The 23548-nt window shown below is 64.6% G+C and carries 19 protein-coding genes; 4 read left to right on the top strand and 15 right to left on the bottom strand.

Annotated elements, in window-relative coordinates; all coding sequences use genetic code 11:
• Positions 1 to 33: 33 nt before the first annotated feature.
• The 10 genes from ACH13J_RS01445 to eutB all read right to left on the bottom strand — a co-directional run bounded on the left by ACH13J_RS01445 (position 34) and on the right by eutB (position 11958).
• Positions 34 to 1224, bottom strand: coding sequence for an ABC transporter permease subunit (locus ACH13J_RS01445; protein WP_397541530.1), 1191 nt, complete (start codon positions 1222 to 1224; stop codon positions 34 to 36).
• A 4-nt stretch (positions 1225 to 1228) separates the two neighbouring features.
• A complete protein-coding gene (locus tag ACH13J_RS01450; RefSeq protein ID WP_397541531.1) occupies positions 1229 to 3007 on the bottom strand; it encodes an ABC transporter permease subunit in 1779 nt (592 codons plus the stop codon).
• 112 nt (positions 3008 to 3119) lie between these two features.
• A complete protein-coding gene (locus tag ACH13J_RS01455) occupies positions 3120 to 4235 on the bottom strand; it encodes an extracellular solute-binding protein (RefSeq protein WP_397541532.1) in 1116 nt (371 codons plus the stop codon).
• 112 nt (positions 4236 to 4347) lie between these two features.
• The gene (locus ACH13J_RS01460) at positions 4348 to 5451 is read right to left on the bottom strand and encodes a polyamine ABC transporter ATP-binding protein (protein ID WP_397541533.1); all 1104 of its coding nucleotides are present in this window, start codon (positions 5449 to 5451) and stop codon (positions 4348 to 4350) included.
• A gap of 223 nt (positions 5452 to 5674) precedes the next feature.
• Positions 5675 to 7045, bottom strand: coding sequence for an aspartate aminotransferase family protein (locus ACH13J_RS01465; protein ID WP_397541534.1), 1371 nt, complete (start codon positions 7043 to 7045; stop codon positions 5675 to 5677).
• A 95-nt stretch (positions 7046 to 7140) separates the two neighbouring features.
• Entirely contained in the window at positions 7141 to 8616 is a 1476-nt protein-coding gene (locus ACH13J_RS01470) for an NAD-dependent succinate-semialdehyde dehydrogenase (protein WP_397541535.1), read from the bottom strand.
• A gap of 119 nt (positions 8617 to 8735) precedes the next feature.
• A complete protein-coding gene (locus tag ACH13J_RS01475; RefSeq protein WP_397541536.1) occupies positions 8736 to 9215 on the bottom strand; it encodes a winged helix-turn-helix transcriptional regulator in 480 nt (159 codons plus the stop codon).
• Position 9216: 1 nt separating this feature from the next.
• A complete protein-coding gene (locus ACH13J_RS01480; RefSeq protein ID WP_397541537.1) occupies positions 9217 to 9978 on the bottom strand; it encodes a nitrilase-related carbon-nitrogen hydrolase in 762 nt (253 codons plus the stop codon).
• Positions 9975 to 10967 (bottom strand): cyclodeaminase, encoded by a 993-nt coding sequence (locus ACH13J_RS01485; RefSeq protein WP_397541538.1) that lies wholly within the window; start codon positions 10965 to 10967, stop codon positions 9975 to 9977. The genes ACH13J_RS01480 and ACH13J_RS01485 overlap by 4 nt, the downstream gene beginning before the upstream one ends.
• Positions 10957 to 11958: a hydroxyectoine utilization dehydratase EutB gene (gene eutB, locus ACH13J_RS01490; protein ID WP_397541539.1), complete on the bottom strand. Its 1002-nt coding sequence runs from the start codon at positions 11956 to 11958 to the stop codon at positions 10957 to 10959. Before eutB ends, ACH13J_RS01485 begins: the two co-directional genes overlap by 11 nt.
• A gap of 167 nt (positions 11959 to 12125) precedes the next feature.
• Between eutB and ACH13J_RS01495 the strand changes: the two genes are divergently transcribed.
• Complete coding sequence (locus ACH13J_RS01495; protein WP_397541540.1) at positions 12126 to 13310, top strand: M24 family metallopeptidase; 1185 nt, start codon at positions 12126 to 12128, stop codon at positions 13308 to 13310.
• A 65-nt stretch (positions 13311 to 13375) separates the two neighbouring features.
• Here ACH13J_RS01495 and mutT read toward each other — a convergent pair whose 3' ends face one another.
• The 3 genes from mutT to ACH13J_RS01510 are packed head-to-tail and all read right to left on the bottom strand — an operon-like array spanning position 13376 to position 15863.
• Entirely contained in the window at positions 13376 to 13777 is a 402-nt protein-coding gene (gene mutT / locus ACH13J_RS01500) for an 8-oxo-dGTP diphosphatase MutT (protein ID WP_397541541.1), read from the bottom strand.
• Positions 13774 to 15000, bottom strand: a complete 1227-nt coding sequence (gene argJ, locus ACH13J_RS01505) for a bifunctional glutamate N-acetyltransferase/amino-acid acetyltransferase ArgJ (RefSeq protein WP_397541542.1) — start codon at positions 14998 to 15000, stop codon at positions 13774 to 13776. Before argJ ends, mutT begins: the two co-directional genes overlap by 4 nt.
• Positions 15001 to 15002: 2 nt before the next feature.
• A complete protein-coding gene (locus ACH13J_RS01510; RefSeq protein ID WP_397541543.1) occupies positions 15003 to 15863 on the bottom strand; it encodes a peptidylprolyl isomerase in 861 nt (286 codons plus the stop codon).
• A gap of 186 nt (positions 15864 to 16049) precedes the next feature.
• Between ACH13J_RS01510 and secA the strand changes: the two genes are divergently transcribed.
• From secA to ACH13J_RS01525, 3 genes are all read left to right on the top strand, one after another.
• The gene (gene secA, locus ACH13J_RS01515) at positions 16050 to 18758 is read left to right on the top strand and encodes a preprotein translocase subunit SecA (RefSeq protein WP_397541544.1); all 2709 of its coding nucleotides are present in this window, start codon (positions 16050 to 16052) and stop codon (positions 18756 to 18758) included.
• A 99-nt stretch (positions 18759 to 18857) separates the two neighbouring features.
• The gene (locus ACH13J_RS01520; protein WP_397541545.1) at positions 18858 to 19913 is read left to right on the top strand and encodes a hypothetical protein; all 1056 of its coding nucleotides are present in this window, start codon (positions 18858 to 18860) and stop codon (positions 19911 to 19913) included.
• A gap of 22 nt (positions 19914 to 19935) precedes the next feature.
• Positions 19936 to 21495 (top strand): substrate-binding domain-containing protein, encoded by a 1560-nt coding sequence (locus ACH13J_RS01525; protein WP_397541546.1) that lies wholly within the window; start codon positions 19936 to 19938, stop codon positions 21493 to 21495.
• A 3-nt stretch (positions 21496 to 21498) separates the two neighbouring features.
• Here the strand turns inward: ACH13J_RS01525 and radC are convergent, their stop codons facing one another.
• Positions 21499 to 22263 (bottom strand): RadC family protein, encoded by a 765-nt coding sequence (gene radC, locus ACH13J_RS01530; RefSeq protein WP_397541547.1) that lies wholly within the window; start codon positions 22261 to 22263, stop codon positions 21499 to 21501.
• A gap of 76 nt (positions 22264 to 22339) precedes the next feature.
• Positions 22340 to 23491: a molecular chaperone DnaJ gene (gene dnaJ / locus ACH13J_RS01535; protein ID WP_397541548.1), complete on the bottom strand. Its 1152-nt coding sequence runs from the start codon at positions 23489 to 23491 to the stop codon at positions 22340 to 22342.
• Positions 23492 to 23548: the final 57 nt, after the last annotated feature.

Consider the following 23548-nt stretch of genomic DNA (forward strand, 5'->3'; position numbering starts at 1 on the left):
GGGGCCGCCGCGCGGCGGCGGCCTTCTCGCTCCTCAGCCGGGGGACATGCCGCGCAGGCGCTCTGACCGGCGCCTGAGAAGCTCGACCGTCGTCAGCAGGATGATCGAGATCGTCACAAGGATCGTCGCCACGGCAAGGATCGTGGGGCTGATCTGCTCGCGCAGGCCGGTGAACATCTGCCAAGGCAGGGTTTTCTGCCCCGCGCTGCCCACGAAGAGCACCACCACCACCTCGTCGAACGAGGTTATGAATGCGAACAGCCCGCCCGAGATCACGCCCGGCAGGATGAGCGGCATCTGCACGCGGAAAAACGTCGTCACCGGATCGGCGCCCAGGTTCGCCGAGGCGCGGGTCAGCGACCGGTCGAACCCGACCAGAGTGGCCGTCACGGTGATGATGACGAACGGGATGCCCAGGGCGGCGTGCGCCAGAACCACGCCCCAATAGGTGCCTTGCAGTCCGAGCCGGGAATAGAAGAAATACATGCCCGCCGCCGATATGATCAACGGCACGATCATCGGAGAGATCAGGATGGCCATGATCGGCCGGCGGAACGGCACGTGCTCGGAGCTCAGCCCGATCGCCGCCAGCGTCCCGAAGGTTACCGAAAGCAGGGTCGCCACGGGCGCGATGGCGACGGAGTTCCACAACGCCTGTTGCCAGTCATCCGAGGTAAAGAAGTCACGGTAATGCTTGAGCGAGTACCCTTCCGGGTCCAGCGCCAGCATTTCGGGCGTGAAGGTGAAGAAATCCTCGGCATTGAACGACAGCGGCATCACCACGAGGATCGGCGTGATAAGGAAAATGAAGATCAGGCCGCACACAACGCGGAAGGTGTAATGCCCCAGCACCTGCCCGGGGGTAAGGTAGGGCAGGAGATTGGCCCTGTAACGCCCTTCACCGATCCAGTATGTGAACCAGCCGAAGAACCAGCCGAAGATCGCGCCGACGATCAGCCCCCCCAGACCGCCGACGAGCACACCGCCGCCCACCATAAGGGCAAGGATGGCGAGACGGGCCACCTTTTCCTGCGCTTCGCCCAGAACCGACAGCGCGATGAAGCCAAGCAGCGCCAGGGCCGCCGCGCCCCCGATGATTCCCAGAAGCATGGAGCCTTGGGCGGCCCCCACGAAAAGACCCGCGAACGCCCCCGCCGCCGCAAGGACCGGCAAGGAAAAGGATAGCGGCTTCTTTTCCACGTATTTCAAGGTGTAGGTGGCCATGACGCTATCCCAGTTTCACGTTGTCGATGCCGACGATCTTGTCGTAGGCCCAGTAAAGTATCAGCACCGCCGCCAGCAGGATCGAGCCGAGCGCGGCCGCCAGACCCCAGTTGAGCGACGACGAGATGTGATAGGCGATCCGGTTCGAGATGAACGTGCCAGTCGTGCCGCCCACGATCTCGGGCGTGATGTAGTAGCCGATGGCGAGGATGAAGACGAGGATCGACCCCGCCCCGATACCTGGCACCGATTGCGGGAAGTAGACCCGCCAGAAGGCCGTCCACTGCGTCGCCCCGAGGGAACGCGCCGCGCGCACGTAGGATGGCGGAATGGTCGACATGACCGAATACATCGGCAGGATCATGAATGGCAGCAGGATATGCGTCATCGCCACGATCGTGCCGAACTGGTTGTTGATCATCACCAATCGGCTGGCATCGTCCACCAGCCCCAGCCACACCAGCACGTCGTTGATCACGCCCTGTTGCTGCAGCATCACCTTCCACGCGCTGGTTCGCACCAGCAGCGAGGTCCAGAACGGCAGCAGAACGAGGATCATCAACAGGTTGGCCGTGCGCATCGGCAGGTTGGACAGCAGGTAGGCGACCGGATAGCCAAGCAGGATGCACGCCCCCGTGATCATCAGCGACATGAACAGGGTCCGCTCGAACAGCATGATATAGATCTGCTGGTTCTCGGGGCGCGCCTCGGGGCCGTCGATCCCCTTCTGCATGTCCACGGCATTCAGGAAATAACCCGAGGTGAACTCTGGGCTGTAGGTCTTGATGGTGCGCCACGTCCCGGTCGCGCCCCAGTCCTCGTCGCTGGCAACGAAGGCGGCGCGGAAATCCACTGTGGGCTGGTCGGCCAGCATTTCCTGCGCGGCGCGCAGTTCGGACGCGCCCGGCCCGTCATAGCCCGACAGGTCGGCGCCGGCCTGCAGCTCTTGAATGAGCGCGACCTTGACGGACTCCCAGGGCTCCTCCTCGGCGACGACATCCTCTTCCTCCACGACGGTGAACAGGGCGAAGGCGCTGTATTCTCGCGTCGTTTTCGGCAGCAGCTCCGCGATCTCGCGCGCGGGCGCGAAGTCGATGTCAGCGCCGTAGTCGTCACCCGAAAGCTGTTCCAGACGCGCCCGTTGCGCGTCGACCGGCCCGGTCGCCGTGTCGGCGCTATCATCCCCCGTCATGAGGGCGTACCAGAAGGCTTCTTCCTCCCAAGCCTCGTCAAGATCCTCCAGCGCGTCGATCTGGTCCTCGCCGAAATCGTCCACGTCGCGGCCCGTGCCGCGGAAGAGAGAGGACAGCCCCGTGCGCTCGTAGTTGAGCCGCGTCCCGAGGCGGGTGTGTTCCTTGGCCTCGGCTGCAAGGAAAAGGTCGTAATATAGCGCCTCGAAGGCGGCGTCGCCCGGCGTATCGCTGGCCTCGGGCGTCCACTCGACCAGCTCCTCTACCGTGTAGGGCAGGGTGTTCGAAACGATCTGGTTTTCCACCGACCGGAACAGCATGTCGAGGATCGGCGCGATGAAGGTAATCACGACAAAGACCAAAAGCGGCGCGATGAGTGCAAGCGCCCGCAGCTTCTGGACGCGCAGCGCCTTGGCAAGACTGCGTTTCAGCGGGGTACCATCCGCGGCGAGAACCGGGCCGTCCGCCTTTTGGCCGGCAGGATGAGCATCCGCGGCCTTTTCCGCCGCTTCCAGGGCCTTTTCCTCGTGAAAGGCATCCTCTGGCGTGGGCGCATCTGCTGTTTGCGGGCCGGTGCTTTTCAGGTCGCTCATTCCGTCCCCTCCGCTGCTGTCATGGTGCGCAGTGCATCCAGTCAGCGCTTTTGTTCTTGTGGGGGAGAGGGCCGCGGGGCGCGGCCCCCTCTCGTTTCAGCACGAGCTCGGCTCAGCCGGCCAGCCAGGCCTGGAACTTCGCGTCGATGTCGTCGCGATAGTCGGCCCAGAACTCGTAATTATAAAGCAGCGTGTTCTGCGCGTTGTCGGGGTCGGTCGGCATGTGCGGCGCCATGTCGATCCCCAGCTCGGCGTGCTCCCCGACGAGCGGGGCAGACGACTGCCGTGCCGGCCCGTAGCTGATGTACTTCGCCTGGTCCGCCAGACGCTGCGTGTCGGTGGCGAAGTAGATGAAGTCAAGCGCGCGGCTCAGGCGCTCCTCGGGCAGGTCGGCGGGAATGATCCAGCCGTCGAGGTCGAACACCTGCATGTCCCAGAGCATGCCCACGGGCTGGTCCTGCTCCTCGATCACGCTGAACAGGCGGCCGTTATAGGTCGAGCCCATGAACACCTCGCCGTCAGCCAGGAGCTGCGGCGTGTCGGCCCCCGCGGACCACCAGACGACGTCGTCCTTGATCTCGTCGAGCTTGTCCAGCGCGCGCTGCTGACCCTCGGGCGTGGCGAGCACGTCGTAGATGTCGTCCTTGGCCACGCCGTCACAGTAAAGCGCCCATTCCATGTTGTTGATCGGCCGCTTTTCGAGGCTGCGCTTGCCCGGGTAGGTCTCGGTATCCCAGACGTCGCACACGCTGCTCGGCGGCTCGGTCCCCTCGGGCACCATGTCGGTGCGATAGCCGAAGGTGGTGGAGTAGACGATCTGCGGGATGAAGCAGTCGCTCACCAGCAGGTCGCCGAAATCGTCCTCGGCCGAGGTGCCGTCAGGCGCCGGCGCGAGATGCTCGTCGGGGTCGATTTCCATTGCGAGCCCCTCGTCGCACAGGCGCATGGCGTCGGATGCGACCACGTCGACCACGTCCCACGTGACGTTGCCGGCCTCGTCCATCGCGCGCAGCTTGGCCACCGCCTCGTTCGAGCTTTCGTCCCAGACGACCTCGAGCCCGGGATGCATTTCCTTGTAAGGCTCTGCATAGGCGTTGACCTGGCTCGCCTGGTAAGCGCCGCCCCAGGACACCAGCGTCATGCTGTCAGCCATGTTTTCTTCTGCCAGCGCCGCTCCGGCCGACACGGTCAGGGCCGTGGATGCCAGAAGAGTCGTTGTGAGTTTCATATCAATCTCCCATTGCTCATCCCGTTTTTTGCTGTTCGGCTCCGCGCCACGGGTGCAGACAACGAAGCCTCGGGTATCCCGTGCCCGTGCCGGGCACGAAACAACATTGGTTCTAGACCGCGTCGAGCGCCCGGCAATCCTCCGGCAGCCAACCGATCTCGACCTGCGTGCCGGGCTGCAACCGCTGCTGATCCGCGGAATTCCGGGTCTTGATGATGAAATCATCCTTGCCGGCGACCTTCAGCCGGGTGCGGAACACATCGCCCATGTAGATGAACTCCGCCACCTCGGCCTTCAGGGTGTGCGCCGTCTCCCCGAGCTTGGCGGTGTTTACCTCGACACGCTCCGGCCGGATCGAGATCGTCGTGCGCTCGCCCGGCTTGTTAACGTTGACCGGCTTGCAGTCGATCAGCTCGCCATCGTCCAGCTCGACGAGCGCAAGCTCGCCCTTGATTTCCTTGATCGTGCCCTGAAGCGTGTTGTTCTCGCCGATGAACTGCGCGACGAAACTGTTCTCCGGGCTTTCATAGAGAACGTCGGGGGCCGCGATCTGCTGGATCCGGCCATCATCGAACACGGCGACACGGTCCGACATCGTCAGCGCCTCTGTCTGGTCGTGGGTCACGTAAACCACGGTGATGCCCAGCTCGTGCGCGAGGTTCGTGATCTCGAACTGCATGTGCTCGCGCAGCTGCTTGTCCAGCGCGCCAAGCGGCTCGTCCATCAGCACCAGCTCGGGCTCGAACACCAGCGCGCGCGCCAGCGCGATGCGCTGCTGCTGGCCGCCCGAAAGCTGTGCGGGACGCCGCCCCGCGAAGTCCCACATCTGCACCATGTCGAGCGCGCGCTTGACCTTGGCCTCGCGTGTCGACTTGTCGATCTTGCGCACTTCAAGCGGGAAATTCAGGTTTTCGGCAACCGTCATGTGCGGAAACAGCGCGTAGTTCTGAAAGACCATACCGATCCCACGCTTGTGCGGCGGGATGTTGTTGATCGACACGCCGTCCAGCAGGATCTTGCCATGGGTGGCGGTTTCGAACCCCGCGAGCATCATCAGGCAGGTCGTCTTTCCCGATCCCGACGGTCCCAGCATCGTCAGGAATTCGCCCTTGGGCATGGACAGGTTCAGATCCTTTACGACCAGCGTTTCGCCGTCATAACTCTTTTGCACGCGCTCGAAGGCTACGAACGCATCCCCGTTATTCGAGTCCGGCAAGCGTTTCTCCCCAGTGTTCTAGATCGTGGTTTTTCCACGTTGCGGTGAACTAAAACGCCAAATCGGCGTTGATGCAAGCCCGCCGTTAGAGATTATATCCGCGATAAAGAAGCGCAGGACAAGTGACCAGTCAGTGCACGGAATTCAGGCAATTGTCCCGCATTGACCGCGATTCTGCCCGCGCTATCCGCTTTCAGGACATGCGCGGGCATCCTTTCCGGAATCAGCCGATCACCTTGCGAACGGCCGCCACTGTCTTGGTCACCACCTCGTCCGCCTCCGCGTGTGTCAGGCAGAAGGGCGGCGCAAAGCCGAGGATATCCCCCTGGGGCATGGCACGTCCGATGACGCCGCCCTCCGCGAGCGCGCCCGCGATCCGCGGGCCGATCTTGTCGGCGGGGTCGAAAAAGGTGCGGCTGCCGCGGTCGCGTACGAATTCCACGGCACACAGCATCCCCTTGCCGCGCACTTCCCCCACATGGGGGTGATCGCCCAGCGCCTCGGCCATGGTACGGGTCAGGTAGGGGCCGACCTCGCGGTTGTTGGCAATGAGATCGAGCTTGTCCAGCAGCTCCAGGTTCGCCACCCCGGCCGCCGCACCGATCGGGTGGGCCGAGTAGGTCCAGCCATGGCCGATGGGGCCGTTTTCGTCCGTTCCCTGCTCCAGCACCTTCCACATCTTGTCACCGACGATCGAACCGGACAGCGGCGCGTAGGCACTGGTCAGCCCCTTGGCGATCGTGATCAGGTCGGGGCGCAGCCCGTAATGCTCCGAGCCGAACATCGTTCCCAGCCTGCCGAAACCCGTGACCACCTCGTCGGCCACGAGCAGGATGTCGTGCTTTTCCAGCACGGCCTGTATCGCCTCCCAGTAGCCTGCGGGCGGGGGCACGATGCCGCCCGTGCCGAGGACGGGTTCACCGATAAAGGCGGCGATGGTATCTGCGCCCTCGCGCTCTATCAGCGCCTCCAGCGCATCGACGCAATGCTGCACGAACTGTTCCTCGGTCTGGCCGGTATCCTCGCGCCGGAAGTAGTACGGCGCCTCGGTGTGAAGCACCTGCGCCATGGGCAGGTCGAATTTCTTGTGGAAGAGGTCCAGCCCCGTCAGCGACCCGGTCATGAGCCCCGAGCCGTGATAGCCGCGCCAGCGCGAGATGATCTTCTTCTTTTCGGGCCGTCCGAGGATGTTGTTGTAATACCAGATCAGCTTGACGTTCGTTTCATTCGCGTCCGACCCCGAAAGGCCGAAGTAGACCTTGCTCATGTGATCGGGCGCGCGGTCGAGGATCATCTTGGACAGGGTTATGCTGGCCTCGGTCCCGTGGCCCACATAGGCGTGGTAATACGCCAGTTCCCGGGCCTGCTCGGCGATGGCCTCGGCGATTTCAGTGCGCCCGTAACCCACGTTGACGCAGTATAGGCCGGCGAAGGCGTCCAGCAGACGGTTGCCGTCACGATCCTCGATATGGCTGCCCGAGCCGCCGGTCACGATCCGGCTTGGCGCCTCGCCGCGTGCGAACTGCGCCAGGTGGGTCGAGGGATGAAAGAAATTCTCGCGGTCCCACTGGTCGAGCTGGTCATTCTTCAACATTTCTTGTCCTCTTCTTCATCCGTTTGCGGCCGCCCGGACATGTTCCCGAAATTGCCCGTGCAAGATGCTTGCGCAGATCTTGCGCCACCGCCTTTTCACGCCCAATCGCGGCAGACGTACTTGATTTCCATGAATTCCTCCATGCCCTTGCGTGCCCCCTCGCGCCCAAGGCCGGATTGCTTGACCCCGCCGAAGGGGATGGGCGCGCCGGTCACCTTGGTCCGGTTGACGGCGACCATTCCGAATTGCAGCGCCCGGGTGACACGGTAGATCCGCCGGGGATCATGGCTGTGCAGATAGGCGACGAGACCGTATTCGGTCGCGTTGGCGCGTGCCACCACTTCCTCCTCGGTATCGAAGGGCGTTATCGGCGCCACGGGGCCGAAGGTTTCCTCGTGCATGATCGCGGCCGTGTCGGGCACATCCTTGAGAACGGTGGGCTGGTAGAACAGCGGACCGATGTCGTCGCGCCTGCCGCCACAGGCGAGCGTTGCCCCCTTCTCCAGCGCATCGGCCACGTGGGCTTCCTGCTTTTTCACGGCGCCCTCGTTCATGAGCGGGCCGATATCGGGGTCATCCATGCCACGGCCGAGCGTCAGCGCCCGCGTCGCCGCGGTGAAACGCGTGCAGAACTCGTCATAAACGTCGCGCTGGACATAGATACGGTTGGCGCCCAGGCAATCCTGACCGGATGTGGCAAACTTTGCCTTGATCGCCTCGTCAACGGCGGTGTCCATGTCCGCGCCCTTGAAGACGATCACCGGCGCGTGGCCTCCCAGTTCCATCACCAGTTTCTTCACCGTGTCGGCGGACTGGCGGTAGAGAAGGCGGCCAACCTCGGTCGAGCCGGTGAACGACAGCACGCGCACCCGCGGATCGGCAGTCCATGGCGGCACCACGGTCGAGGCACGGCCGGTCACCACGTTGAACACGCCCGCCGGAACGCCCGCGCGCTCGGCCAGCTCGGCCAGCGCCAGCGCCGAGAAAGGTGTCTCGTGGCTGGGATGGGCCACCACGGTACATCCCGCGGCCATCGCCGCCGCGGCCTTGCGCGTGAGCATCGCCGAGGGAAAGTTCCACGGCGTGATGAGCGCGGCAACGCCCACCGGCTCCAGCCAGAGCTCGACCTCGGCATCGGGCAGGTGGCTCGTCACTCCCTCGATGTTGGGGCGCTTTGATTCCTCGGCGTAATACTCGACGAAGCTGGCAGCGTAATCGATTTCGCCGCGGGCCTCGGACAGGGGCTTGCCCTGTTCCAGAACCATGATGCGCGCCAGATCCTCCTTGTGAGTCATCATCAGGTCGAACCACCGTCTCAGGATCACCGATCGGTCCTGCGGCAGGGTCATGGACCAGTCCGGAAAAACCGCCTGCGCGGCGTCCACCGCGGCCGCGGCCTCGTCCGCGGACAGGCTCGCCACGTCGCCAAGGCGATCGCCGTTGGCCGGATCGTGCACCGCGATCGTCTCGTCCGACGCGGCGCCGCACCATTTGCCCCCCACATAGGAGAAGCTGCGCAGCAGCGCCTTGTCGGTGATGTCCGCGCTCGCCGTGATGGCCGTATCCAGCATCGCTCGTCTCCTCGTGTTCCGGGTATTCCCCGCGCATTGTGCGCAGGCCGTGCCGGAATCGAGACCGAATTGGGCGCGCCCTGCAGAAGATTCTTCTGCGCATCACCGCAACGGCAGGATCAATCGCCCAGGAGGATATCCAGCGGGGGGGCGACACCCCCCTTGATCTGCTTGGTGACGATATAGGTGAAATACCGCGCCAGCCCCACGCGCGCATCGAGCAAGGCGTCGATCAGGCGTTGGTAGCTGTCTATGTCGCGCGTGACGATTTCCAGCAGGTAGTCGAAACCGCCACCGAGCGCCCAGCATCCAACGATTTCGTCATAGTCCTGAACCGCGGCCTCGAAGACGCGGAATGCCGCGGCCGTGTGATCCGCGAGCTCGGCGGCGACGAAAACCCGCACATATGGCCCGAGCTTCCTGAGATTGATCTCGGCCCGGTACGATTCGATCACCCCGGCCTTTTCCAGTTTTCGCAGTCTTTCCCAGCACGGGCTCGCGGAAAGGCCGACCTCTGCTGCGAGCTCGGCCTTGGTTATGCGGCCCCGCGTGGACAGAACCCTGAGGATGTCGATATCGCGCCGGTCCAGCCTGACCATGTCAAAGCCGCTCGCTGTCGCGCAGATAAGGCAATCGTTCCTGCGCGCGCTGGACGCTACGGGCGTCGATCGACGCAACCGCGAAATCTTCCTCGCCGACCGTGCAGCACGTCTCTTGACCGAGGGGCGACACGATCCGGCTGCCGCCGAAGAAGCGCAGATCGCCTTGCGCGCCGGCGTGATCCGCATAGGCCAGCCACACGCCGTTCTCGAAGGCGCGGGTCGCCACCATCTTTTCCGCCACGACCCCCCATTCCCGGCCAAGCGCCGTCGGGGCCAGGACCAGCTGCGCACCGCCGCGCGCGGCCTGCCTGACACTTTCAGGAAACTCGACCTCGTAGCAGATGATGATGGCAAGCCGGATATCGCCCAGATCGGCAAAGGTCACGGCGTCGCCGGTTGCAAAGCTGCGTTCCTCGAAGCTGTGCGGCGACGGCAGCCGCTTTCGGTGATTGGCCAGAAGCACCCCGTCCGGCCCTAGCAACGCGGCAGAATTGTACAAACCGTCCGCGCCCCTCTCGGCATAGCCATAGGCGAGGGCGACCCCGTGCGCCCTTGCCAGCTCGGCCATCTTGCGACCGAAGGGACCATCCGGCGATTCGGCCAGATCCTCGTAATGCGCCGTCCGGTCATAACCCGTCGCAAAGAGTTCCGGACACAGCACGAGGTCGCAGCCCCGGCCGGCCAGCTGGCTTTCCAGCGCCGCGACCCTGGCCGCAGCGGATCGCCCCGACGCATCGCATTGATAGACGCCAAGCCTCATGCGCGGATCACCGTGCCGGCATCGCTCCCTTCAAGCTCGAGGTTCACGTGGCTGGCGATCGCGGTATCCTGCGCACCGGTGCCGGTGAGGTCGGCAATGGTGATATCTTCCGGCCTGCGCCGTCCCGGCGCCTCGCCGGTGATGACCTGTCCCAGCTCGGCGGGGATGGCATCGGTCCACGTTCCCGCCTCGATCGCGCTGCGCAGCTCCCCCATCACCCGTGTTTGGCTGACCCTGTCAGCGACATAAAGATCGGCCCGCGACAATGCCGCCGGCTCGATCTCGTTCTTGCCTTCCTGATCGGATCCCATTGCCGTGACGTGAAGCCCGGGGTGCAGCCAATCGGCCATGAGAACCGGATCCCGCGCAGGCGTCGTGGTGACGACCAACTGGCTGCCCGTCACGACGTCGGCCGGATCGGTGACGGCCCGGGCCTCGATGTCAAGCAGTTGCGACAGGTCGTCGGCGCATCGCCGCGCCTTGGCCGCGTCGCGCCCCCAGACCAGCAGGTGCCGGAACGGTCGAACAAGATGCGCCGCCTGTATCTGCAACCGTGCCTGTACGCCGGTGCCGATCACGCCGGCGGTGTCCACCTCGGCCGGCGCAAGGTGGCGGGCCGCGACAGCCCCCGCCGCGGCGGTGCGGATATCGGTGAGGTAGCCGTTGTCCAGAAACAGCGCCTTGACCAGCCCGGTTTGCGCGGAAAACAGGATCATCAACCCGTTGAGCGAGGGCAGCCCCAGCTTGGGGTTGTCGAAGAAACCCGGGCTGACCTTGATGGCGAACCCCTCGAAGCCGGGGATGTATGCCGTCTTGACGTCCACTTCGCCGTTGGCCACCGGCAGATCCATGGACATCACGGGCGGCATCACCACGTCACCGGCCGCCAGCGCGGTGAAGGCCGTCTCGATCACGTCGACCGTTTCGAGATCGAGACCGACCACGTCCCGCAGCTCGGCCTCCGTCATGATGCGGATATCATTTGCCATAGGCCCTCCCTGTCACTGTAACCTCCCCGAGTTCGACGTCCTGCCCCGTCACGACGCGGGTAAAGACATCCATGTCGAGGTTGCGCCCCGTCACGATGGTGGCCGAAGGCCCCGTCAGGCGCACCTTTCCGTTCAGAACGGCCGCCAGGCCGACCACGCAGGCGCCCTCTGCCACGATCCGGTCCTCGTAGTAGAGAACCTGCATGGCGTGATAGATCTCGTCCTCCGTGACAAGAACGATCTCGTCGAGCAGGTCACGGCACATCGGATAGGTCAGCCGGTTCTGCATCCCGATGCCGCCCCCGAGGGAATCGGCGAGCGAGGGCACCTCCTCGACCTCCACCGGATGGCCCGCGCGGAGGCTCTCGTGCATCGCCGCGCCGCGGTCCATCGATATCCCGACGACACGGACATGCGGCTTGATGGCCTTGGCGGCCAGTGCCACGCCCGCGGCGAGCCCGCCGCCCGACAAAGGTACGAGCAACGTCTCGAGATCCGGACGTGCCGCCATGATCTCCAGCCCGATCGTGCCCTGCCCTGAAATCACCGCCGCATCGTCGAACGGAGAGATTTCCACCAGCCCCTCTTCGGTCACCAGTCTTTGCGCCTCGGCCAGCGCCTCGTCCTGGCTGCGGCCGCAGATTCGCACCTCGGCGCCAAGCGCACGAATCCCGTCCACCTTGGCCCGAGGGACCAGCTCCGACATGCAGATCACGGCGCGCAGTCCACGCTGGCGGGCGGCGAACGCAACGCCGCGCCCGTGATTGCCAGTGGAACAGCACGTCACGCCGGCCGCGTCGCCGACATTGGCCACGGCATTGAGCGCGCCGCGCAGCTTGAAGGCGCCGATTGGCTGCATGTTTTCAAGCTTGAGCAGGAATTCATGATCGCCGGCCCGCGTCATGAAGGGCGACGGCACCAGCGGCGTGGCGTCTGCCACCCCGCGGATGACATGCGCTGCGGCATGGATGTCGGCCAACGTCGGTTGCATCCTGTCCCTCCCTGCTTTTCGGGCGCACTGTTGCCGCAGCGCCGGGTAACGTCAACTGTCGTGGCGCCCGAGGGCCAAAAGCGACATTGCCCCGACGCGTTTCTTGGGGCATGCCCGTTGCCGAACGTGAAGTTTGGGCACGAAATGCCGAACAGACGAGGGCGATGATGACGCAAAAGGACCTTCCATTCTCGCAGGCCGAATTCGACCGCAGGCTGGCCAAGACACGCACGGCGATGGATGCAGCGGGGATCGACCTGCTGTTCGTGACGGACCCTTCGAACCAGAACTGGCTGACCGCTTATGACGGGTGGTCCTTCTACGTGCATCAGGGTGTTTTGGTCCCCCGGGACGGGGCGCCGCTGTGGTGGGGCCGCCACATGGACATGCTGGGGGGGCGGCGTACCTGCTGGATGGCGGATGACAATATCCTTGGCTACGCCGACAACTACGTCCAGTCGACCGTGCGCCATCCGATGCAGGATCTCGCCCGCCGGATCCGCGAGATGGGCCTGGAGACCGCGCGCATCGGCGTGGAGATGGAGAACTATTATTACTCCGCCAAGGCGCACACCGTCCTGACCGGGGAATTGCCGGATGCGCAGTTCGTGGATGCCACCGCGCTGGTGAACTGGCAGCGGCTGGTGAAATCCGACGAGGAGATCGCGTTCATCCGCAAGGCGGCGCGCATTTCGGAAAAGGTTGTCCAGACCGCGCTCGACAACGCGGCACCGGGCGTGCGCAAGAACGATCTGGTCGCGGAAATATTTCACGCCGGGATCCGCGGGGTGGACGATATCTGGGGCGACTACCCGGCAATCGTGCCGCTCACACCGTCGGGGCTCGACGCCACGGCGGCCCACCTGACGTGGAACGGCGCCCCGATGCGCGAGGGCGAGGCAACCTTCTTCGAGCTGTCGGGCTGCTACCGCCGCTACCACGCGCCGCTCTGCCGGACGATATTCCTCGGCACGCCGCCGCCGGAGATGCTGGAGGCCGAGAAGGCGCAGCTTGAAGGGATCGAGGCCGGGCTCGACGCGGCGCGCGCGGGCAACAGGACCTGCGACATCGCCAACGCCTTCATCGAGGTCCTGCAGAAACACGGCATTCACCGGGAGGGACGGTGCGGCTACCCGATCGGCCTGAGCTACCCGCCGGACTGGGGCGAGCGGACGGCCTCGATCCGGGCGGAGGACGAAACCGTGCTGGAGCCCGGCATGACCTTCCACTTCATGCCCGCTCTCTGGATGGAGACATGGGGTCTGGAGACGACAGAGACGATCCTCATACGCGAAACCGGGCCGGCAGAGACGCTGTGCGACGTGCCGCGCAAGCTGTTCGTGAAGGATTAGGGGGCGCTGCCCCCTCGGCCTGCGGCCTCACCCCCGGAGTATTTGGAGCAAGATGAAGACCCGCGTCACAGCAGGTCGCGAAGCATGGCGATGAGGGGGATGTCGGCGGGCGGCATGTCATGGTCGCGCAACTGGTTCACGCGGACCCATTTCAGGACCTGCCCCTCCCGACCCTGCGGCGTGCCCCGCCACTTGCGGCAGGCAAACAGCGGCATCAGCAGGTGGAAGTCGTCATAGGAATGGCTGGCGAAGGTCAGCGGCGCGAGGCAGCTTTCCCACGTGTTGATCCCGATCTCTTCCTCGAGTTCCCGGATCAGCGCGGCCTCGGGCGTCTCGCCGGGCTCGACCTTGCCGCCGGGAAACTCCCAAAGCCCCGCCATTGCCTTGCCGTCCGGCCGCCGTGTCAGCAACACGCGACCTTCCACGTCGACCAGGGCGACCGCGGACACCAGGACGGTCTTTTTCATGAGCGATAATCGGCGTTTATATCGATATAGCCGTGCGTCAGGTCGCAGGTCCAGACCATTGCCCGGCCGCCCCCGAGGCCCAGATCGACATGGATCTCGATCTCGTCTTTCTTCATGTATCGGGACGCGTCTTCCTCGGAGTAGTCGGGGGTCACCCATCCGTCGCGGGCCACGAGGATGTCCCCGAACCATATTGCCAGCGTGTCGCGGTCGGCCGGGGCCCCGGACTTGCCGACGGCCATGACCACCCGGCCCCAGTTAGGGTCTTCCCCGGCGATCGCCGTCTTGACCAGCGGCGAATTGGCGATGGCAAGGCCATGGGTGCGCGCATCGGCATCGCTTGACGCGCCGGTGACCGAAACGGTGACGAACTTGGTCGCCCCCTCGCCGTCGCGCACCACCTGCTGCGCGAGGTCCAGCATGACCCGGTGCAGCCCCTCCATGAACCCCATGTGCTTTTCCGTCACGCGAATCCCGGAAGCGCCTGTCGCCGCCACCAACAGCGTGTCGGAGGTCGAGGTGTCGCCGTCCACGGTGATGCAGTTGAAGGTGGACTGGTTCAGGGCAGACACCATGGATTGCAGCACCGGCTGCTCTATGGCCGCATCGGTGAAGACGTAGGCCAGCATCGTCGCCATGTCCGGGGCGATCATGCCCGACCCCTTGGCGATGCCGGCGATCCGGACGGGTTGCCCGTCGATGGTTACCGTTGTCCCCGACCCCTTGGGAAAGGTGTCTGTGGTCATGATCGCCCGCGCAGCCCCGGCGAGCCCCTCGGGCGACAGCGACGCGGACAATTCGCCGAGGCGCGCGGTGATCCTTTCATACGGCAGCGGTTCACCGATGACGCCGGTGGATGAAGAGAAAACACGCGTTTGCGGCACGTCGAGCGCACGGGAAACGGCGCCGGTGATGGCCTTGACGGCCTCCGCGCCCTTGGCGCCCGTGAACGCGTTCGCGTTGCCGGAGTTCACGAGGATCGCCGCGCCCGCGCCCGACTGAAAGCGGATCTTGTCCTCGCAGTCCCGCACGGCGGCCGAGCGCGTCGCGGACCGGGTGAATACCCCGGCCACCGATGTGCCCGGCGCCAGACGGGCCAGCATGACATCCGGCCGGCCCGCATAGCGCACGCCGGCCTCGACCGTGGCAAGGCCGACCCCGCCGATCACAGGCAGATCGGGAAAAGCCTTGGGCGCCAGCGGCGAAGGGGTCGTCGCGGCCATGGTCAGTCGTCGAGCAGCTGGATTTCGTCGATGACGGCGGGATCGATGTCCTCGCTGCCCGAACGGTCGATCTCGGCGGTCTCGGCAAGGCCGTTCACGTGCGATTCGATCAGTTGCTGGCGGAGCTGGTCCTCCAGTTCGGGCCGGACGGTTTCGAACGCGGGGCGCTGCTTTTCACGGGTCTCGTTGAGCTTGATCACGTGCCAGCCGAAATCCGTCTGGACGGGTCCGGACACTTCGCCGGGCTCCAGCCCTGTCACGGCGTCGAAGAACGCGGCGACCATGTCACCGTCACCGAACCAGCCGAGATCCCCCCCGACCGACGCCGACGGGCCGGTCGACTCCTCGCGCGCCAGGGCGGCGAACTCGGCCCCGTTCGCGAGCTCGGCCACCAGCGCCTGCGCTTCCTCCTCGCTTTCGACGAGGATATGCGCGGCGCGGTACTCCAACTCGTCGGCCACGGGGGGGTACTGCGCCTCGTAGGCCTCGCGCAGTTCCGCCTCGTCAATGCCGCCCTCCGAGAGCGCGGCGACGACCTCGTTGGCGTAGACCGCGCGGCGGTCATTCTCCAGGCGCACCTCGCTGCGGCGGGAAAGTTCACCATCGAAGGACTGCATCAGCAGTGTCTGTTGAATCAACTGGTCGAGAATCCCCCGGAAGAGCATCTGCGGAGGAAACTGGTCGTATTGCTGCGGCAGATCGGCGCGCACCTCGATGACATGGGCCAACGTGATCTGCTCGCCATCAACGGTGGCCAGCACGCGGTCCGGATCGGGGGCGTTGTCCTCGGCCCGGGCAACGGGTGCGCCTGCCAGCGCCACCACGGCCGCGGCGGCGAGAAGCTGTCGGATAGGTGCTCGCATGGGATTTCCTTTGCTGGTCTGTCCCGGGGCGCCGCCCCGTGTGACGTTGACACTCTTTCGGCGGCCCCTTACATCGCCAAAGAACAACGGTGGGCGCGCCCGCTCGTGCACGTTCTAGGGGTGTGTCCGGGCCGGGGCAAGCGGAAGCCTCTCAAAAAACATACGAATTGCCGAAGCGGATAGGACATGCTGGGTTTCACTTCTGTCGCCAGAAAGATTTTCGGCACCCCGAACGACCGAAAGATCAAGGCGACCCGCCCGGTCATAGACCGGATAAACGCGCTGGAACCCGAATTCGAGGCGCTCGGCAACGAGGCGCTGGTCGAGAAGACCGCCGAACTGAAGCAGCGCGTGGCCGACGGCGAAAGCCTTGACGACGTGCTGCCCGAGGCCTTTGCCAATTGTCGCGAGGCCGCGCGCCGGACGCTCGGCCTGCGGGCCTTCGACGTGCAGCTGATAGGGGGGATCTTCCTCCACCGGGGTAACATTTCCGAGATGAAGACGGGCGAAGGCAAGACGCTGGTCGCGACCTTTCCCGCCTACCTGAACGCGCTGACCGGCAAGGGCGTGCATATCGTCACGGTCAACGACTACCTCGCCAAGCGGGACGCCGAATGGATGGGCAAGGTCTACGGCGCGCTCGGCATGACCACCGGTGTCGTCTATCCCCAGCAGCCCGACGAGGAAAAGAAAGCGGCTTATGCCGCCGACGTGACCTATGCCACGAACAACGAGCTGGGCTTTGACTACCTGCGGGACAACATGAAATCCTCGCTGGAGGAGATGGCGCAACGCGGGCATCATTATGCCATCGTCGACGAGGTCGACAGCATCCTGATCGACGAGGCCCGCACCCCGCTGATCATCTCCGGCCCGTCGCAGGACCGCAGCGACCTTTACATCACCGTCGACAAGCTCATCCCGCAGCTGTCGGAAGAGCACTACACGATAGACGAAAAGACCAAGAACGTCACCTTCACCGACGAGGGCAACGAGTTCCTCGAATCCCTTCTGCACGAGAATGGTCTGCTGGACGCGGGGCAGTCGCTCTACGACCCGGAAAGCACCACGATCGTGCACCATGTCAACCAGGGCCTGCGGGCGCACAAGATGTTCCTCAAGGACAAGGACTATATCGTGCGCGACAACCAGGTCGTGCTGATCGACGAATTCACCGGGCGGATGATGCCCGGGCGGCGCCTGTCGGAGGGTCTGCACCAGGCGATCGAGGCCAAGGAAGGCTGCGATATCCAGCCTGAGAACGTCACGATGGCGCAGGTCACGTTCCAGAACTATTTCCGCCTCTACGAGAAACTGGCCGGCATGACCGGTACGGCCGCGACCGAGGCCGAGGAATTCGGGCAGATCTACGGCCTTGGCGTGGTCGAGGTTCCCACGCACCTGCCGATCATCCGCATCGACCAGGATGACGCGGTCTACCGCACCGCCGAAGAGAAATACGACGCGATCCTCGAATCGATCAAGGAAGCGCACGCGAAGGGTCAGCCGATACTCGTCGGCACCACCTCGATCGACAAGTCCGAGAAACTCGCCAAGCTGCTGACGGATGCCGGGATAGAACACAACGTTCTGAACGCGCGCCAGCACGAGAAAGAGGCGCAGATCGTTGCCGACGCGGGCAAGCTGGGCGCCGTGACGATCGCGACCAACATGGCCGGGCGCGGGACGGACATCAAGCTTGGCGGCAACGTCGATTTCAAGGTCATGGAGGCCATCGCGGAGGAACCTGAAAAGGATCCCGAGGAGATCAGGCAGCGGATCGAGGCCGAACATGCCGACGAGGAGAAGGCGGTGAAGGAGGCCGGCGGTCTCTTCGTGCTGGCGACAGAACGGCATGAAAGCCGCCGGATCGACAACCAGCTGCGGGGACGGTCCGGCCGTCAGGGAGACCCGGGGCGCTCGGCCTTCTTCCTCAGCCTCGAGGACGACCTGATGCGCATCTTCGGTTCCGAGAGGCTGGAAAAGGTCCTGTCGGGGCTCGGGATGAAGGAAGGCGAAGCGATCGTTCACCCTTGGGTGAACAAGTCGCTTGAACGCGCGCAGGCCAAGGTCGAGGGCCGCAATTTCGACATCCGCAAGCAGTTGCTCAAGTTCGACGACGTGATGAACGAGCAACGCAAGGTGATCTTCAAGCAGCGCCTCGACATCATGAAGGCCGAGGACCTGAGCAGTATCGTTCAGGACATGCGCGGCGAGGTGATCGATGATCTCGTCGATCGCTACATGCCGCCCAAGACCTATGCCGACCAGTGGGATATGGACGGCTTTGACGCGGCCGTGCGCGAGCAACTCAGCCTTGAGCTGCCGGTCAAGGAATGGGCCGACGAAGAGGGCGTCGACGACGAGCAGATCGCGGAGCGGCTGGAAAAGGCGGCCGACGAGATGATGGCGCAGAAGGCTGCCCAGTTCGGCGCGGAGAACATGCGTTCGATCGAGAAGCAGATACTGCTGCAGACGATCGACACCAAGTGGCGCGAGCACCTGCTGACGCTGGAGCATCTGCGCAGCGTCATCGGCTTCCGCGGGTATGCGCAGCGCGATCCGCTCAACGAGTACAAGACCGAGGCATTCCAGCTTTTCGAGTCGATGCTCGACAGCCTGCGGCAGGACGTGACGAAGAAGCTTTCACAGATCCGGCCGATGACCGAGGAAGAGCAACAGGCGATGCTGCAGGAGATCGAGCAGCAGCGCGCCGCCATGACCAAGGCCGCCGAACCGGAGAAAACCGGCCAGATCATCCAGGAGACATCCGAGGACACGGCCGAAGGCTTTGACGAATCCGACCCTTCGACATGGGGCAATCCGGGCCGCAACCAGCCCTGTCCCTGCGGTTCCGGCAAGAAGTTCAAGCATTGCCACGGACGCTTTACCTGACGGGCGGCGACACAGGCACAATGAGTTCATAAGGCTGCCTCATGGCAGCCTTTTTCATGCTCTAGCCCTGTCTTTCATCGAGCAGGTGAAGAGGATGCCATGATCAGCGTGAAACGCATTGTCACAAGCGGCGTGATGCTTTTCTGTGCGATGGGGACCGGCCTGGTGCTGCAGCACGTGTTGCGTGGGGGTGACAGCGCGGCACCCGGCACCTCCGTCCAGGTTGCCTCGGTGAGTCCGGCGCAGGATTTCCGCACGACGGCGATAGAACCCGGGCGCGCGGATGACAGTGCATCCCGCAACTCGACCGAACAGCAGCTTGGCATCAACAAGATCGCGTTGACCTCGCGCGTACCAACCCCGCCAACCGCCGCGCCCCAGCCCGGCAGCCTTCCCGATGATCCGGTGGCGCTCGCCGCGCTGGAGGACCAGCCGATCAGCACCCCCCCGGACGAGGAGCCGGCCCCGACCTTCGGGTGCGAGGTGGAATTCTCGGCCGAGACGCTTGCCGCCGCGATGGTGCAGTTGACGTTGTCGGCCCCCTGCATGGCCAACGAACGCTTCACGATCCATCACAACGCGATGGTGTTCGCCGCCGCGACGGACAAGAACGGCCAACGTCAAGTCACCGTGCCGGCGCTGAGTGAAACGGCCGTTTTCATCGCCAATTTCGCGACGGGTGAAAGCGCGGTCGCAAAGGCCGACGTGACCGCGCTGGAATACTACGACCGCGCCGTGGTGCAGTGGACCGGCGCGGGCGGGCTCGAGATCCACGCTCTTGAATACGGCGCCGACTATGGCCAGTCCGGCCATGTCTGGGCGGGCGCGCCGCGGAAACTGTCGGAGGCGGCCAAGGGCGCGGGCGGGTTCCTGACGCGGCTGGGCGACGCCGGGGTGATTAATCCGCGCATGGCACAAGCCTACACGTTCCCGTCCGGTACAGCGCCCCGCGATGGCCGTGTGCGCCTGAGTCTCGAGGCCGAGGTGACACAGGCCAATTGCGGCCAGGACGTCACGGCCCAGACGCTTCAGAAATCCCTCGGCGGCCGGATGCGCGCGCAAGCTCTGACACTGGCAATGCCGGACTGTGACGCGGTCGGTGATTTTCTGGTGTTGAAAAACGTCTTCGATGACCTGAATATCGCGCGTAACTGATCACGGCGATTGAGGGCAGGTCATGGCATGGATGCGTGCGGCGGGCTTCGCCGCACTCTTTCTTTGGGTCTTTTCCACTCTCGCACTGGCGCAGGATGTCACGTTGACCTCCCGCAATGGCGATGTCGAGATTTCAGGCAACTTGCTGGGGTTCGATGGCGAGTTCTACCGCGTCGAAACCGTCTACGGGGAACTGACCGTGGACGGCTCGGGCGTGATTTGCGACGGCCCCGGCTGTCCCGACCTGGAGGATTACGTGGCACGGCTGACGTTTTCGGGGGCCCCCACGATGGGCCGCGTGCTTCTGCCCGCCCTGATCGAAGCCTTCGCGATCCGAAACACGTGGCAGGCCGACCGCAGGGCACTTTCCGAAGGTGAGAGCGTCTACACCATCACCGATCCCGCGACAGACCACCTTCTTGGCGAATTTACCATCCGGCTGAACAATACAGACCAAGGTTTTGCCGATCTTCTCGCCGACGAAGCGGATGTCGTGATGTCGCTGCGCGAGGTTCGCCAGGACGAAGTGCAGCGCGGGAAGGCGGCGGGCGTGGGCGACCTGAGCGCACGCGCAGGCAGCCGGGTCATCGCGCTCGATGCGCTGGTGCCGGTGGTGGCACCGTCAAATCCGGTCCGCTCCCTCACCCTGACATCGCTGGCCGCGGTTCTGTCGGGAGAAATCGACAACTGGAAGCTTCTCGGCGGCCCGGACGCGCCGATCGCCGTCCACGTGCATGAGGCGGGGTCCGGCCTCGGCCAGATCACCCGTGACAAGCTGCTCGGCCCCGCAGGGGTCAGCCTGGTTGAAACCGCGGAGCGCCATCCCGGTGGGCAGGGGCTCGCGCAGGCGGTGGCGGCTGATCCGTTCGCGCTTGGCGTGACCAGCCGGTCGGAGGCCGCCGAAGCATGGGAGCTGGCGCTCAGCGGCGACTGCGGCTTCGTCGTGTCCGCGACCCGGCGAGCGATCAAGACCGAGGATTACCCGCTGACCTCGCCGATGTTCCTTTATCTTCCGGCGCGGCGCTTTCCCAAGCTGATGCGGGACTTCCTCTCCTATCTCCGCGATCCGTCCGCGCAGCTGGTGATACGCAGGGCCGGCTTCGTCGACCAGGCGCCGGAAGAGATCCCTGTCCGCCAGCAGGGCAACCGGTTCGCCAATGCCATCGCGCAGGCGGGCGAGGAGATCGAGCTGGCAGAGTTGCAGCGCATGGTGTCCTACCTGTCCCCCCTGCAGCGTTTGACAACGACATTCCGCTTCGAGGCCGGATCGGTCAGGCTGGATGCGCAGTCACGCTCGAACGCGGAACAATTGGCACGGGAAATGGAGCTCGGGTTGTACGATGCGCGACGCCTCGCCTTCGTCGGGTTCAGCGACAGCAAGGGGGCCGCGGCCACGAACCTCAAGATCGCGCGCCGCCGCGCCGCGGCGGTTCGCAAGGCTGTGACCGACGCCGCCGAAACGGCGGCGCTGTCACGCATCGGGCTGGAAACGGAGGCGTTCGGCGAAGCGATGCCGATGGCTTGTGACGACAGTGCATGGGGGCGACAGGTGAACCGACGGGTCGAGGTCTGGGTGCGCTAGGATTCAGAGATATCCCTCGGCGCGGAAACTCAGCTCCTGCGACCTGCCGATTATGACATGGTCATGCAAGACGATCCCGAGTGCCTGCGCCGCCGCCGCAACCTGCCCCGTCATCGATATGTCCGCCTGTGACGGGGTCGTGTCCCCCGAGGGGTGATTGTGCACCAGGATCAGGGCACTGGCATTCAACAGCAGCGCCCGCTTGACGATCTCGCGCGGGTATACCGGCACGTGATCGACGGTTCCATCCGCCTGCTCCTCGTCGGCGATGAGCGTGTTCTTGCGGTCGAGGTAGAAAACGCGGAACTGCTCCGTCGGCCGGTGCGCCATGGTGGCCCGGCAGTATTCCAGCAGGGCGTTCCACGAAGACAAGACCTCGCGCCGCCGGATCCTGGCCTGCGAGAGCCTGTGGGCGGCGGCTTCCACCACCTTGAGCTCGCAAATGACGGACTCGGCTACACCGCTGACCGAGCGCAGCTGGTCCATGGGCGCGGACAGAACACCGCTGAAGTCGCCGAACCGTTCGAGAAGCGCCCGCGCCAGCGGCTTGACATCACGGCGCGGGATCGCGCGGAACAGAACCAGTTCGAGCATCTCGTAATCCGGCAACGCCCCCGCCCCGCCGGCGAGAAACCTGTCCCGCAGCCTCTTGCGATGGTCCTTCAGATAGGATGGCGCGGCGTCCCTTTGCGCGTCTTTCACCGGGACACTTTCATCGCTATCGAAAAGCGGCAGCGGAGACTCGGACAGCGAAGCGGGATTCTTCATGACCGCGAGGGTGCAGCGCCGGGGTTATGAAAGTGTTAACGGCGCAACGCGAACGCTGCGCCGCCACCCGGCGCGGTCAGCTTTTCATGCTGTCCCAGAAGCTCTTGACCGACGAGAAGAAATTCTTGCTTTCGGGGTTGTTGTCCTCGCTGAGACCCGCGAACTCCCGCAGCAGCTCCTTCTGCTTGCCGGTGAGGTTAACAGGCGTTTCAACCGCGAGCTCGATGAACATGTCCCCGCGCACCCCGCCGTGAAGTGACGGCATTCCCTTGCCGCGAAGTCGCATCTGCCGGCCCGACTGCGAGCCTTCGGGAATTTTCACCCGGCTGCGCCCCCCCTCGATGGTGGGAACCTCGATATCACCACCAAGGGCGGCGGTGGTCATCGAAACGGGCAGGCGGCAGAACAGGTTGTTGTCCTGCCGGTCGAAAATCTCATGCTGTGCGACATCGATAAAAATGTAGAGATCGCCCGCGGGCCCGCCGCGCATCCCGGCCTCTCCTTCGCCGGCAAGCCGGATGCGCGTCCCGGTTTCCACGCCGGGCGGGATATTGACGCTCAGCGTACGATCCTTCTCGACCCGGCCCTGACCATGGCAAACCTTGCACGGGTTCTTGATGATCTGCCCCAGGCCCGAGCAGGTCGGGCACGTCCGTTCGACGGTAAAAAACCCTTGTTGCGCGCGGACCTTGCCCATGCCGGAACACGTTGGGCAATTCACCGGCTCTGCCCCACCCTCGGCACCGGTGCCATCGCACGAATCACAAGCCACCGATGACGGGACGTTGATGCTTTTCTGGATGCCGGTGAACGCCTCTTCCAGCGTCACGCGCAGGTTGTACCGCAAGTCCGAGCCGCGCGCCGCGCGCTGACGCCCGCCGGCACGGCCGCCGCCCATGAAGTCCCCGAAGAGGTCGTCGAAAACATCGGAGAACGCGCTGGCAAAATCGCCTTGGCCACCGCCGAATCCGCCGCCGGGCCGCGGGCCGCCGCCCATGCTGCCATCGAATGCGCCATGTCCAAAGCGATCGTAGGCGGCCTTCTTCTCCGGATCCTTGAGGACGTCATACGCTTCACCGGCCTCCTTGAACTCGGCTTCGGCGTTGGGATTGTCCGTGTTGCGGTCGGGGTGCAGTTCCTTGGCCTTCTTGCGATAGGCCTTCTTTATCTCGTCCGCCGACGCACCCTTGGAGAGACCAAGAATCTCGTAGTAGTCGCGTTTTGCCATCCCGGATCTCCTATAACGAGATCAAACGGGGGCCCGCAGGCCCCCGGTCAATCTGTT

It is taken from the genome of Roseovarius salis (genome assembly GCF_044472985.1).
Taxonomy (GTDB): Bacteria; Pseudomonadota; Alphaproteobacteria; order Rhodobacterales; family Rhodobacteraceae; genus Roseovarius; species Roseovarius salis.